The organism is Henriciella algicola, assembly GCF_003576245.1.
In the GTDB taxonomy this organism is placed as follows: Bacteria; Pseudomonadota; Alphaproteobacteria; order Caulobacterales; family Hyphomonadaceae; genus Henriciella; species Henriciella algicola.
This window is the reverse complement of record NZ_QWGA01000003.1, coordinates 49,648-62,301: the sequence shown is the minus strand read 5'-3', so window position 1 is coordinate 62,301 and position 12,654 is coordinate 49,648. Positions and strand designations below refer to the sequence as shown.

The window sequence follows — 12,654 nt, the reverse complement described above, 5'->3', positions numbered from 1 at the left end:
ATTATTCTCAGTCGCACTAACAGGTTCGGTGATGGTCTCAACTGCAAATGAGAACAATTTGCATTAATTTATGATGTCGCCGCGTAAGCTGTGGCAGATGGGCCACAGGCACCCTGAGACGGTTCGATCAGCTGGCTCGATCGACCATCGGCATCAGCGCAGAAGACAGCTGAGCGGGCGCATCCCGATACTGAAAAATGGCTTTGATGCCGTGGATGTCAGCGAGGTTGAGACCGCGCTGGTCACCGCATGCGAAGAGGGCGGTCGCCCACCCATCAGCATCCATGCAGTTGGTTGCGATCACACTCACTGAGGCGAAGTCGCCATGGACGGTTTCGCGCGCCTTATCGCCAACAATGTGAGAAATGCGCGTGCCGTGCCGGACGGCGAACTGGCGATAGTCGCCTGAGGTTGCCAGGGCGCCATCGATGAGGGCAATCCGCCAAGGGGCTTCTGTCCCGGTTCGTGTTTCCAGATCCAGCCACCAGGGTGAGCGGTCAGGTTTGACGCCACTGGCGACGAATTCACCGCCGATCTCTACCAGGTACTGGTGGACGCCGCGCGCCTTGAGAATGTCAGCCATCCGGTCGACCGTGTAGCCCTTGGCGATGGCTGACAGGTCCAGCGTGACGCCGCCTGGCTGGCGGATGTGCTCTGAGCGGCTGAAAAGCCTGTCCCAGATATCAGGGCCGTGCGCCGTACCGTCTGTGCCCGTGCCAAGTCCTGCCGCGCCAAAGCCATTTCGCATGACCGCGCCGCCGAGGCATGGGTCGAAAGCGCCATCGGTCAGCCGGGCAAGATGCAGGCCGGCGCGAAGCACCTCTTCAAACGCCGTGTCCACCTTCAGCTCTGCGCCTGCTGGCAGGGCGTTGAAGCGGGAAATCAGGGACGCGCTTTCCCAGGGGCTCATGGAGAGGATGGTGCGCTCGAACAGTGCCTCGAATTCTCTCCGGATGTCTTCAGGGTCGAGGCCCGGCAGGGCAAACCATGTTGCCGACCAGTTCGTCCCCATCGTTTCACCAGCAAGGCGCATATGAAGAATCGCAGCCCGGTCGGGCGATACCTGACCGGGCTGCAAATCATTTGGTAGAAGGAGGTTTACTCCGCTCAAAAGGGCAGGGCCTCGAATGTAACGACATAGCTGGTCCGAACAGCGATTGGCTGGCCGTTCAGTGAGCCTTCGCTCTCATGTTCGGCGCTCATCCAGTAGGGGGCGGCGGTGTCTGGCGTGAAGGTCACCATGCCGTCGGCGTCAGTCGTCAGCTCAACGGCGCCCTCGACATCGCGGTAGCGGTCGTGGCCGCGCACGAGTTCGATGGAAACGCCTTCGGCAGGCGCACCGTCGAGGAGGAACTGGAAGCTGACTTCCTCGCTGGCGTAGATGTCGTTGGGGTGTGTGACCGGCTTAAGCTCAAGGCCTGTGCCTTCGGTCGCGAACACGCCATCGCTTGGCGCGCCGAGCGTGACGAAGGTTTCGGTGCGCCGAACGGTTCTGGAGATTTCGACGTCAGGCTTCTGCTCGATGCCTTCAGCTGCGAGCGTTTCGGCGGTACCGCGCCAGCGCTTGCGCTCGCCGTCTTCCTGCCAGCTTGCGAAATAGCCCGCGCCGCCGGAGGAAAGGCGATAGGTGCCCTGCTGGTCGAGGAGGACATCGAACGCTGACCGGATTTCACCGCTGGATGCGTTCTGGATCTCGACTGCCGCGCCATCAGGGCCAGTCACTGTCACGCCGTCAAGGCGCATCGCCACATGGTTGGGCGTGAACAGATTGTTCGAGATGGCGCCGTCTACCGTGATCCATTGTTCGTCACCGGAGAGGGTGAAGGTGGATGGCAGCATCCAGGCGCGGTGGGCGCTGGCGGTACCGGCGGCGATCAGTGCTGCAGCCGTAAGACACGCCCCGGCTTTCGGCAGATTCAGTTTCATGGAGAACTCCTGTTATAACTCTTAGGGCGCAGTGCTGCGCAGGATGACGGTGCCGAGCTCACGCTCGCCCTCGGCGGTTGATGACGTGCCTTCTGCGAGCGGCCAACTGAACGGGATGGTGACCAGCTCCCGGCCCCCAACCTCGCGCGCGGCTTCGACGACGAGCTGATAGTCGCCGGGCTCAAGATCGGTGTTGGGGCCGAGATCAATCGTGTGTTTGCCGGGGGCCTGCGTTGGCCCGGAAACACCGTCGACCGGCATATCGAGAGAGCGGCCAGCGCGCCGCCACCATTGGCGCAGATCCTTGAGCCAGGTTTCGCCTTCCTCTGCGCCGCGGGATTCCTGCTGGTACCAGACGGCGACATTGGAAACGACGCTGTGGTCGGGCCGGGCGACCCAGACGGCAACATAGGGGCGGTGATATTCGGCGACGTCGAGGCGAGGGATCTCGATTTCCAGCTCGACACCTTCGCCAGCGGCGTGTCCGGCAGCGAGGGTGAGGCCCGCCAGGGTCAGGATTGAACGCATATGAAAACCTCAGATGTGAATGAAGATGAGAAGAAGCAGCGCGGGGACGGCGAGGCCGCCAGCAACGAGCGGCCATGTGGAGCGGCGGCGCGGTGAATGGATCTGGAGAAGCCAGAGACCGCTCAGGCAGAATACGGCGCAGGCGACGGCGAAGATGTCGAGGAAGAGGGACCAGACCGGGCCGGTGCTACGCCCTTTGTGAAGATCGTTGAGATAGGAAATCGCGCCGCGTGAGGTGCCTTCATAGAAAACCTCGCCGGTCTCGCGGTCGATGCTGATCCAGCCATCGCCGCCCGGACGGGGTAGGCTGACATAGACGTCGATATCGGTCCATTCACCCGCTTCGCCCGCCAGATTGACGTTGATCTCGCGGCGAACCGACCGGACGATTTCGGCCGGGAGTATGGCGCCGTCTTCAATCGTGATATCGGGCGAGATGCTCGCCAACGCGTCGGCCGGCAGCACCATTTCCCGCTCTGTTATTTCTGTATTCGCGGGGATCTGGTGGGCGTGATTGAGGGTGATGCCGGTGAGCGCGAAGAGCAGCATGCCGAGCAGGCAGATGGCGCCTGACATCCAGTGCCAGGTGCGGGCCTGGCGTTTCCAGAATGCATAGGTCGACCATTTCTGGAAATGCAAGGCACGCGACAGCCGGCTTGCCGGTCGGGAGGAAACTGAAGAGTCTGGCAAGGTGATGAGGGCCGCAATTGCAAGGAAGGGAGGAAGCTAGAAGCGCAACCCTAATTGCAAATCATTCTCATACGCAAGCCGTAATTCGGGTAAGGCTGCAAATCTCCCGCCCGCAAGTGCATAGCTGTCTGGTGAGCTGCGCCAATCAAGCGGGCGGCCTAGTCGCAGGGGGCTGAGAAGGGTTCTTCGCTGATCTCGCTAGTGTCTTCATCCAGCATAAGAAGGCTGCCGGTCATCTCAGCGTCTTCCGGGGTGCTACTTGCACATGGGTCTGACAGGAGGCTCCATTCCGTGAGCACTGACGCCTCACCGCTACGCAGGCTGAGATGGGTTGCCTGACCTGTAACGAGGCCATCGGAGTCGCTGGTTGAATAGAGCACCAGCTCCGTCATGCCGTCCTGATTGGTGTCCGGCGCAGCGACGATGCGCGGCGGTTCCGCGCCTTCAGAACCGGGCAGGTCGACCTGTTGCATCATGCCGCCAATTGAGACGAGGACGATGCGTTCGGGGGCGCCTTCCTCTCCGATGAGCCATGCCGTCTCATTCGCGCCGGGCGCCGTGAATGAGCCGCTTACCCGGCCGAGAACTGCTCCGGTTTCGATCTCATCCGGGGGTGTTGCGTCCCCGGCTTCATAGGCGGCTGCAGTCGCGCCTGCTTCTCGTGGGTCGAAGAATGGGGCCGCTTCGGTGTCTTCCTCATCGCGAGGGGAGAGGCCTTCCGCGTCGCGGATTTCTGGCATGTCGATCTTGCCGGTCTTCGCGGCGTCTTCCGTGCCCGGTGTTGGCGGCGGCGCTGGCTGCTCCATCGGTTCGGAGCAGGCAGCAAGGCCCGCAGCGAGCAGCAGCCCGGTCATCATATGTCTGGACATGTCATTACCTCACAGAAGCGTTCGCCGGAGCGAACGTCTGGGAGGCGTTTTGGTTCTGCGGGCGCTGGGGTGCGGTGTCAGCCCGCAGGCTGGAGGCGGGCTTCGCGCAGTGCCTTGCGGCGGGTCTTGCCGGCATCATCGCGCAGGGGTTCGCGCACGAGTTCGATGGATTTCGGTTGTTTGTAAGTGACCAGCCGCTCTTTCAGGTGCGCGGTGAGGGCCGCCTCGTCGAGGTCGCCGGTCGGCATGTCGATGATGGCGTGGAGGCGGGAGCCCATATCCTCATCCGGCAGGCCAATGACGGCAGAACTGCGCACGCCCGGAAACGCATCGAGCGCGGCCTCGACCTCTGCGGGGTAGATGTTCGCGCCGCCAACGATGATCATGTCTGACTTGCGGTCTGTGAGGTAGAGATAGCCATCCTCGTCCATCCAGCCCATATCGCCGAGGCTTTCCCAACCGCCCTCGATCGCCTTGGCTTCGGCGCCGAGATAATAATAGGAGGTACCTTGGCCTGCGAGCGGGCGGAGGAAGACCTCACCGACCTCGCCGGGTTGCAGGGTCTCGCCTTCCTCGCCGACGATCTTCATCTCGCAGGTCTCAACCGGCTTTCCGACCGAACCTTTGTGGGTCAGCCATTCAGTGCCCTGGATCGTGGTCGAGCCCTGGCCTTCCGTGCCGCCATAAAGCTCCCAGATGACCTCGGGGCCCAGCCATTCGATAAAGGCCTCTTTCAGCCAGGGCGGGCAAGGGGCGGCCAGGTGCCAGAGCGCGTTGAGGCTCGAGATGTCATAGCGCGTGCGCACATCCTCAGGCAGGGCCCAGATCCGGCGCATCATGGTCGGCACCATATAGGCGGTTTCGAGCTGCAGACGGTCGATCAGCTCAAGCGTCTTCTCGGCATCAAAACGGGTCGTGACGGCGACGGTTGCGCCCTTGAAGAGGGCGATGGTGGCCCACATGAAAGGGCCATTATGGTAGAGCGGCCCCGGGATCAGCATGGAGCCTTGATTGCGGATTTCGAGGAAATCCAACTCAGTGTCCCACTGGGCCGGTAGCTTTGAGACGATGAGTTTCGGACGGCCCGTGGAGCCGCCTGAGGTCATCGCTTTCAGGGAGGCGGCGGTCTTCTCGGGCAGCGGCTCTTCAGAGAGGCTGCTGTCCGGGGTGAAGCCTGCGGGCACGCACGGGGTGGGCGCGTACTCTCCCTCGGCCACGCCAACGACGAGGGATGGCTTGCCGAGCTCGACGATCTGGTCGCGCTCATATTTCGGCAGGCGGGCAGAGACCGGCTGCGGCGTCGCGCCGAGTTTCCAGGCCGCGAAAGTCGCCTCGAAGAATTCAAGACTGTTGGGCAGGGCGATGGTGACGAAGTCGTTTTCCTTGACGCCAAGGTCCGCATAGGCGCGGGCGAGCCGGTTGGTGCGCGCGTCGAGGTCCGCCCATGTGATCTGGTGGCCCTCATGGTCGACAGCGACCCGCTCCGGCTGGATAGCGGCCCAATGGGCAAGAATGCGCGACAGCGACAGGGCAGGCATAGGCGGTTTCCTCCGGGACGGGCCGTCTCATGCGGCCGGTTGTTGGTGCTGGCGCAGAGCCTAGCGATTTGGACGCGGAGGGGAAGGTGGCAGTTTTGGGACGGAAGCGCACACGCCCGTGGTTCGACTTCGCTCACCATGCGGGCTTTGAGAGGTTGAAAGTAGACCCGCATGGTGAGCGCAGTCGAACCATCGGGTCTCCGCGCCAACAAATAAATTAAAACGAGAAAAGTATCTTACAACACGCTTGAGTAGATTTAAAAGCTGGAGCATATTCACCTTATGCGCTTGCAGGATGGCACCAGAGAGAAGACCGAGATCGTGGACCTTTTAGTGGCGGAAGCAAGCGAAGAATGCCGGGTACTGGAGCTGCAGGATGGCTACCTCGCGGCTGTCTTGAGTCCATGCCTGGGGGCGGATGAAGACGCGGTGGTACGCCTGATTCTGGCTGCGCCAGACATGCTGGCGATGTTGGAGGAGGCGGCGAAGGCGGAGTTTGTACCGCAAGACTTTCGTAAACGCGCCAATGCGATAGTCTCAACCGTTCGAGCGGAGAACAGCTGGGAGCGGGATGGCGCGCAGGAATTGGGATCGCAGAGAGGTCACGCTCGCGATTGAGCTCTATACGCGGCTGCCTTTTGGGCGTTTGCATAGTGGCAATCCGGAGATCATTGCGCTTGCCGCAGAGATTGGGCGCACGCCGAGCGCTTTGGCGATGAAGCTTAGCAATCTTGCCTCGCTGGATGAAGACTTGGATCGCAAAGGTCTCGACGGCGCATCGAACTTGGACCGCGAGGTCTGGACCGATTTTACAGCCCGTCCAACGCAATTCATTGAGCGGGCGCGGCGCATTGTGAGCGAAATTTTTTATAGGGAACCGGAGTCTTCTGCGGTCCTCCAAGTGACCGAAGGCAAAGAAGTAGAGCGTACCGTGAAGGTGCGCCAAAACCAGCGTGTCTTCCGGGAGATCGTGCTGCCGTCTTACGACAATCAGTGTGCGGTGATGGGTAAGGTTTCGCCGTCGCTGCTAACGGCGAGCCATATTATTCCGTGGAAGACACGCGAGGACACGCGCCTCGACCCACGCAATGGGATCAGCCTAAATTCGCTACATGACCGGGCCTTTGATCGCGGCCTGATCACCTTCCGCGATGACCTCACCATGATGGTATCGTCAAAGATCGTCATTCCGGATCATGTCCGGTCTCTCTTCAATGAGGATATCCGGCTGAAGCCAGCGAAGTTTCGGCCGCTGCCGGAGTATCTCGAGCACCATCGGGATGTAGTATTTGAGGCAGCTTAGATATTCGCTAGAAATGCGCCAATTATTGCACCACCAAGCGCGAGCAGACCTGGCACAATTGGTACCCACCATTTTTCCGCTTTAGCTTGCTCAAGTGCCCCATCGTGCAAATTGGTCGCGATGTTGATGAGAGCGGTTAGTTCAGCGGGCTCCAAGGGCCTGCGGCTTAGTCGATCAATATCTTCATGATGCTTGTTGCCCTCGGGTATGGGTATATCCCGCTGCTGGTCCACGTCATAAGTTTTCGGAAACTGTCGTCTCCACACCAGAGAGGCTTTGTCACCTTCCGCACTCAGTCGGAAAAATTCTGGATGCTCGATGAAGACGGATTTCCAGTGAGTAGCATTCTTTTCGGAGCCGGATATGCGATCAGACCACTTCGAAAAATCTAATTTGTAGAACTTATACGTACCCAAGGCAGTAATTCCGGCGATAACATCTGATAATCTGTTCTCTTTTAAATACGGGTTCCCCATCGCTCTTTCCTGTTCTTGAATTTCGAGAATATCGCAGCTGATAGAGCTAACGAAAAACCTAACCTCCCATCAGCCTAATTCTCCGCCCGGCGCTGAGATGGTTAGCGGCGTTTACGATGGCGTCGGTGTCGATCTGGAAGTGGCGGTGGAGGTCGGGGATGGTGCCGGTTTGGCCGAAGTGTTCGACGCCGAGGGGGGCGGTCATGTGGCCGGCGACGGAGCCGATCCAGGCGAGTGTAGCGGGGTGACCGTCGGTGACGGTGATGAGGGTTGCGTCGCGGGGGACTTTGGCCATCAGGCGCTCAATCTGGCTCATCGCTGAGCTGTGGCCTTTGGCGCGGGCGCGGCGGGCGGCGGTCCAGCCTGAATTGAGGCGGTCGGCGGAGGTCACGGCGAGCACGCCGATGTCGCGGCGGTCATTGCCGATGCGGCCGGCGGCTTCGATAGCTTCGGGCGCGATGACGCCCTGATAGGCGATCACGACCTCGCAATTGGGGCCCGGTTCGCGCAGCCAGTAGGCGCCGTCGACGACGCCGCGGCGAAACTCTTCATTGTCGCGGTTGCGGGGGCCGAGCTGTTCTATAGGGCGGGTGGAGAGGCGGAGATAGACTGAGCCGCCGGTTTCATCGCGCAGCCATGTGCGCTCATCCGGGTCATTCTCGCCGGAGCGCTGGAGGTAGTCAAAGCTCCAGTCCATGATGATGGACAGCTCATCGAGGAAAGCGGGCTCAAAGCTGACAAGGCCGTCCTGGCTCATTCCGATAAGCTGGGTGCCGACCGACTGGTGGGCGCCGCCTTCGGGCGCGAGCGTTATGCCGGACGGGGTGCCCGCGACGATGAAACGGGCGTCCTGATAACAGGCATAGTTCAGGGCGTCGAGGCCGCGCGCGATGAACGGATCGTACAGGGTGCCGATCGGGATGAGGCGGGTGCCGAAATGGCTGTGCGCGAGCCCGCACTGGCCGAGATGGAGGAAGAGGTTCATCTCTGCGATGCCAAGCTCGAAATGCTGGCCCTCGGGCGAGAATTCCCACTTCTGGGCGGACGGGATCGACTGTTCCTTGAAAATGTCGGAGACCTCACGCCGGGCAAAGAGTGAACGGCGATTGACCCAGCCGGTGAGATTGGTCGAGGAGGTCACATCCGGAGACATGGTGACGATGTGGTCGGCGAGGTCTGAATCGCCGCGCGCAAGGGCGTCGAGGATCTTGCCGAAACCAGCCTGCGTCGCGAGTTCGCGGTCGTCCAGCCAGACCGGGCCGGGGGACTTTACCGTGGGGGCGGTGTAGCGGCGCGTGCCTTTAGCGAAGAAGGGGACGCTATCGAGGAATTTCTGGAGGCTGTCTTCGTCCTCAACGGTGGCGAACTTGTCCCATTCCTCGCCTTCCGGAACGCCCATCCGCTTCTGGAATTCGGCGAACTGGGGATTGTTCATGAAGCCGCCATGATTGTCCTTGTGGCCTGCGAGCGGGGTCTGCCAGCCCTTGATCGTATAGGCAAGGAAGACAGTCGGCTTGTCGTCATCGATCTTGTCGAAGGCTTCGGTCAGCGTTGCGAGGCACTGTCCGCCGAGATTATTCATCAGGGCGTCGAGTTCTTCGTCACTGCGCTTGTCGAGAAGGGCGGAGACGTCGCCCTGATCGCCAATGTCGTTCATCAGGCGTTTGCGCCAAGCCTTGCCGCCTTTGTAGGTGAGGGCGGAGTAATCCATGTTCGGACAGTTCTGGATCCACTCTTTCAGGGCTTCGCCGCCCGGCTCCTTGAAGGCCTCGCGCTGCAGGACGCCGTGGCGCAGCACCACAGTGCGCCAGCCGAACGCCTTGAAGATGGCCTCAATCTTTTCCCAGAGGCCCTCATGGACAACGCCGTCGAGGCTCTGGCGGTTATAGTCGATGATCCACCAGGTGTTCCTGAGGTCGTGCTTCCAGCCTTCCTGAAGACACTCATAGACGTTGCCTTCGTCGAGTTCGGCGTCGCCGACGAGCGCGACCTGACGGCCGAGCGGCGTGTCGCCGAGCCAGCCCTTGGCGGCGACATAATCCTGCACGAGTGAGTTGAAGGCAGTGGCCGCCACGCCGAGACCGACAGAGCCGGTGGAGAAGTCGACATCGTCGACATCCTTGGTGCGGCTTGGATAGGACTGAGCGCCGCCATAGCCGCGGAAGTTCTCGAGCTTCTCGCGCGTCTGGTTGCCCATCAGATATTGCATGGCGTGGAAGACGGGCGAGGCGTGCGGTTTTACGGCGACGCGGTCTTCCGGCTTCAGCGTATTGAAGTAGAGCGCCGTCATGATCGGCACCATTGAGGCACAGGAGGCCTGGTGCCCGCCCACCTTGATCGCGCCGTCTTCCTTCTTGCGGATATTGTTGGCGTTGTGGACCGTCCAGGCCGAGAGCCAGAGCAGGCGCTGTTCGATGGTTTTGAGATGATCGAGATCGGCGGTCATGACGGGCCTTTGCAATTGCAACAGTCTTTACATCTGGGGGTGTGGCATGAAGTGGCGCGGCAAGTCCATCCGGCGAGCCACGTGGTCAGCAGGCGGGCGTGTGACGCAAACTGAGGCAAACGCAGGTGGCCGGTTCAATTCAACGAGGTGTGACTTGATGCGGCGTCCTGCGTCGGCTTTAGCTGGCGCGAACTGGATTTGAGTAGATGTGCCGGGGAGGCTGACATGAAGACTTGGGTGATTGCCGCAGCAGGGTTTTGCAGCGCCGTCATGGCAGGGAGCGCCGAGGCGCAGAGCTTTCTGAACATTCAGGCTGACCCATCCATCCCGACGCTGGAAGAGGTCGCAGGCCATGCGCCGGGCGATGAGATTTCTACTGTCACCGAAGCGCGCGACTATATGGAGGCGCTGGCCGAAGCGGCGCCTGACCGCATGCAGATCACGCCTTATGCGGAAAGCTGGGAAGGCCGGGAGCTTTTCTATGCGGTGATCTCTTCGCCGGAGAACTTGGCGCGCCTTAATGAGATCAAGGCGAATATGAGCCGCCTTGCCTCTGGTGAGCTGTCGGCGGGCGAGCGCAGCTCCCTCATCAATGAGACGCCTGCGGTCGTCTGGCTGTCCTATGGCGTCCACGGCAATGAGATTTCGAGCACGGATGCGGGCCTGGCGCTCGCCTATCACCTGCTGGCGGCAGAGGGCGACCAGACAGTGGATACGATCCTGTCAAATACGATCGTCGTGATCGACCCTATGCAGAACCCGGACGGGCGGGCGCGCTTTACCAACAGTTTCGAGGCGGCACGCGGGATCACGCCTTTTGCGGACCGCTACACCGCCGAGCATGATGAGCCATGGCCGGGCGGGCGCTTCAATCACTATCTCTTCGACATGAACCGTGACTGGTTCACCCTGTCCCAGCCGGAAACGCGGGGCCGGGTGTCGAGCATGCTGGAATGGCATCCGGTGGTCGTGGTCGACGCGCACGAAATGGGCGGGGATGAGAGCTATTTCTTCGCCCCAGCTGCCGACCCGTTCAATCCGAACATCACTGAAGCCCAGAAGGAAAAACAGGTCCTGATCGGGCGCAACCATGCCCGCTGGTTCGACCAGCGTGGCTATGACTATTTTACCCGCGAGGTCTTTGACGCCTTCTATCCGGGCTATGGCGACATGTGGCCAACGCTCGGCGGGGCGATCGCGATGACCTATGAGCAAGGCTCTGCGCGCGGGCTCGCCTATGAACGCTCTACCGGCGATGTGCTGACCTATAAGCAGGGCGTGGAGCAGCACTTTGTGGCGACGCTGTCGACGGCGGAAGTGGTTGCGAACAACCAGTCGCTTTTCCTGAATGATTTCGCATCCTACCGGCGTGAAGCCGCCGCTGAAGCACGAGGCGCGAGTGACCGGTACTTTGTGTTCGATTTGTCCGACCGCCGCTGGCAGGCAGAGCAGCTTGGCCGCAAGCTAGCGGCGCAGGACATAACCGTTCAGCGCCTGTCGCCCGGCGCGCAGGCTTGCGGCGTGCGCTATCCTGACGGGGCGCTAGTGGTCGACCGCGCGCAGCCATCCGGCAAACGGATCACGACGCTGCTGAGCGAGGATACGAGCCTTCCTGAAGACTTTGTCGACGAGCAGGAATCGCGCCGCGACCGAGGCCTCAATCATGAGCTTTATGATGTGACCGCCTGGTCCATGCCGCTGATGGAAGGCGTGACGAGCCGGACCTGCGGGCAGGTGAATGTTTTCAATGCGAGCATGGTGAGCGCCGACGATCCGGTCACCGCGCTGACGGCGTCTAATGCGGCGTATGGCTATGTCGTGCCCTGGAGCGATGCGGGGCAGGCAAAGCTTGTGCTCAGCGCGCTGGATGCTGGTCTGACGGGCCGCGCGACGACCGAGGCGTTTACGGTCGATGGGCGTGAATATCCGCGCGGGTCAGTGGTCTTCCCGCTGGCGGCGAATGAAAGCAACCTAGCGACCACGCTGAACGGGCTCGCGACGGAGATAGGCGCTGAATATGTGGCGCTGCAGTCTAGCTGGGTCGAGGATGGCCCGAACTATGGCAGCGACAAGTTCGTCGCCCTGACCATGCCGAAAGTCGCCATGGCCTGGGGCGAGGGGACGAGCGCGACGGATGCTGGCGCGGCGCGCTTTGTGCTGGAGCGGGAGCTTGGTATTCCGGTCGCGCCGATCCGAGTCGGCACGCTGCCGCGCGCCAATCTTGGCCGCTATGACGTGCTGATCCTGCCGGATGCCGGCTGGGGCTTTGAAGGTGAGCTTGGGGTGGCCGGGAAGTCGGCCATCGCGACCTTTACCCGCAATGGCGGAGTGCTGATCGGGTTTGAAGGCGCACTTGGAGCGCTGACGAGCGGTGATGACAAGCTGCTCTCTGCGCGCGCGGAGACGGCCTATCTCGCCGAGGAAGATAAGCGCAACGATGGTGAGGAAGCGCCTGCCTCTGGCCTGCTGATCGAGAGCGATGAGGATTATGACGCGGTTACGGCGAACCAGACCGCGCGACCTGACAGCGTGCCAGGCGTTCTGGCGAATGTGATCGCCGATACCGATCACTGGTTGTCGTCCGGCTATGAGGAGGCAGTGGCGCTCTACCAAGGTTCAACCATCTATCGACCTCTCAATGATGCCGACGGCGCCAATGTGTTTCGCTATGCGGCCGCCGATGAGCTGGTGGCGAGCGGCTATCTTTGGGAAGAGAACCGGGCACAGCTTGCCTACAAGCCGTATCTGATGGCAGAGCAGCAGGGCGCTGGCGTGGTGATCGCCTTCACGCAAAGCCCGGTGACGCGCGCCTATCTCGACGGTCTGAACCTGCTTCTGGTGAATGCCGTGCTCTTTGGGCCTGCGCATACGCGCTAGC

General features: G+C 61.3%; 11 protein-coding genes. 3 read left to right on the top strand and 8 right to left on the bottom strand.

The window, feature by feature from the left end; translation table 11 throughout:
* Positions 1-127 precede the first annotated feature (127 nt).
* From D1222_RS00840 to D1222_RS00815, 6 genes are all read right to left on the bottom strand, one after another.
* Positions 128-1,012, bottom strand: coding sequence for an FAD:protein FMN transferase (locus tag D1222_RS00840; protein ID WP_182481824.1), 885 nt, complete (start codon positions 1,010-1,012; stop codon positions 128-130).
* A 95-nt stretch (positions 1,013-1,107) separates the two neighbouring features.
* Positions 1,108-1,926: a DUF4198 domain-containing protein gene (locus D1222_RS00835; RefSeq protein WP_119452351.1), complete on the bottom strand. Its 819-nt coding sequence runs from the start codon at positions 1,924-1,926 to the stop codon at positions 1,108-1,110.
* A 21-nt stretch (positions 1,927-1,947) separates the two neighbouring features.
* Positions 1,948-2,454, bottom strand: a complete 507-nt coding sequence (locus tag D1222_RS00830) for a DUF2271 domain-containing protein (RefSeq protein ID WP_119452350.1) — start codon at positions 2,452-2,454, stop codon at positions 1,948-1,950.
* A gap of 9 nt (positions 2,455-2,463) precedes the next feature.
* The gene (locus tag D1222_RS00825) at positions 2,464-3,030 is read right to left on the bottom strand and encodes a PepSY-associated TM helix domain-containing protein (RefSeq protein WP_407646731.1); all 567 of its coding nucleotides are present in this window, start codon (positions 3,028-3,030) and stop codon (positions 2,464-2,466) included.
* A gap of 272 nt (positions 3,031-3,302) precedes the next feature.
* Positions 3,303-4,013 carry a hypothetical protein gene (locus D1222_RS00820; protein ID WP_147371788.1) on the bottom strand — a complete coding sequence of 237 codons (711 nt, stop codon included), beginning with the start codon at positions 4,011-4,013 and terminating at the stop codon, positions 3,303-3,305.
* Positions 4,014-4,090: 77 nt separating this feature from the next.
* On the bottom strand, positions 4,091-5,551 hold the full coding sequence (locus D1222_RS00815) for an AMP-binding protein (protein WP_119452348.1): 1,461 nt from the start codon (positions 5,549-5,551) through the stop codon (positions 4,091-4,093).
* 282 nt (positions 5,552-5,833) lie between these two features.
* Between D1222_RS00815 and D1222_RS00810 the strand changes: the two genes are divergently transcribed.
* Positions 5,834-6,169, top strand: coding sequence for a hypothetical protein (locus D1222_RS00810; RefSeq protein WP_119452347.1), 336 nt, complete (start codon positions 5,834-5,836; stop codon positions 6,167-6,169).
* Positions 6,123-6,854 (top strand): HNH endonuclease, encoded by a 732-nt coding sequence (locus D1222_RS00805; RefSeq protein ID WP_119452346.1) that lies wholly within the window; start codon positions 6,123-6,125, stop codon positions 6,852-6,854. The genes D1222_RS00810 and D1222_RS00805 overlap by 47 nt, the downstream gene beginning before the upstream one ends.
* On the opposite strand, the gene D1222_RS00800 is transcribed toward D1222_RS00805, so the two are convergent.
* Complete coding sequence (locus D1222_RS00800) at positions 6,851-7,330, bottom strand: N-carbamoyl-L-amino acid amidohydrolase (RefSeq protein ID WP_119452345.1); 480 nt, start codon at positions 7,328-7,330, stop codon at positions 6,851-6,853. The genes D1222_RS00805 and D1222_RS00800 overlap by 4 nt on opposite strands.
* 58 nt (positions 7,331-7,388) lie before the next feature.
* Positions 7,389-9,776, bottom strand: a complete 2,388-nt coding sequence (locus D1222_RS00795; protein ID WP_119452344.1) for a transketolase — start codon at positions 9,774-9,776, stop codon at positions 7,389-7,391.
* 225 nt (positions 9,777-10,001) lie between these two features.
* Between D1222_RS00795 and D1222_RS00790 the strand changes: the two genes are divergently transcribed.
* Entirely contained in the window at positions 10,002-12,653 is a 2,652-nt protein-coding gene (locus D1222_RS00790) for a M14 family metallopeptidase (RefSeq protein ID WP_119452343.1), read from the top strand.
* Position 12,654: the final 1 nt, after the last annotated feature.

Excerpts from the sequence above, each read along its gene's own strand:
- D1222_RS00835 (WP_119452351.1), bottom strand. The coding sequence starts at position 1,926 with ATGAAACTGAATCTGCCGAAAGCCGGGGCGTGTCTTACGGCTGCAGCA.
- D1222_RS00805 (WP_119452346.1), top strand. The coding sequence starts at position 6,123 with ATGGCGCGCAGGAATTGGGATCGCAGAGAGGTCACGCTCGCGATTGAG.
- D1222_RS00790 (WP_119452343.1), top strand. The coding sequence starts at position 10,002 with ATGAAGACTTGGGTGATTGCCGCAGCAGGGTTTTGCAGCGCCGTCATG.
- D1222_RS00840 (WP_182481824.1), bottom strand. The coding sequence starts at position 1,012 with ATGGGGACGAACTGGTCGGCAACATGGTTTGCCCTGCCGGGCCTCGAC.
- D1222_RS00815 (WP_119452348.1), bottom strand. The coding sequence starts at position 5,551 with ATGCCTGCCCTGTCGCTGTCGCGCATTCTTGCCCATTGGGCCGCTATC.
- D1222_RS00820 (WP_147371788.1), bottom strand. The coding sequence starts at position 4,013 with ATGTCCAGACATATGATGACCGGGCTGCTGCTCGCTGCGGGCCTTGCT.
- D1222_RS00795 (WP_119452344.1), bottom strand. The coding sequence starts at position 9,776 with ATGACCGCCGATCTCGATCATCTCAAAACCATCGAACAGCGCCTGCTC.
- D1222_RS00800 (WP_119452345.1), bottom strand. The coding sequence starts at position 7,330 with ATGGGGAACCCGTATTTAAAAGAGAACAGATTATCAGATGTTATCGCC.
- D1222_RS00830 (WP_119452350.1), bottom strand. The coding sequence starts at position 2,454 with ATGCGTTCAATCCTGACCCTGGCGGGCCTCACCCTCGCTGCCGGACAC.
- D1222_RS00810 (WP_119452347.1), top strand. The coding sequence starts at position 5,834 with ATGCGCTTGCAGGATGGCACCAGAGAGAAGACCGAGATCGTGGACCTT.
- D1222_RS00825 (WP_407646731.1), bottom strand. The coding sequence starts at position 3,030 with ATGTCAGGCGCCATCTGCCTGCTCGGCATGCTGCTCTTCGCGCTCACC.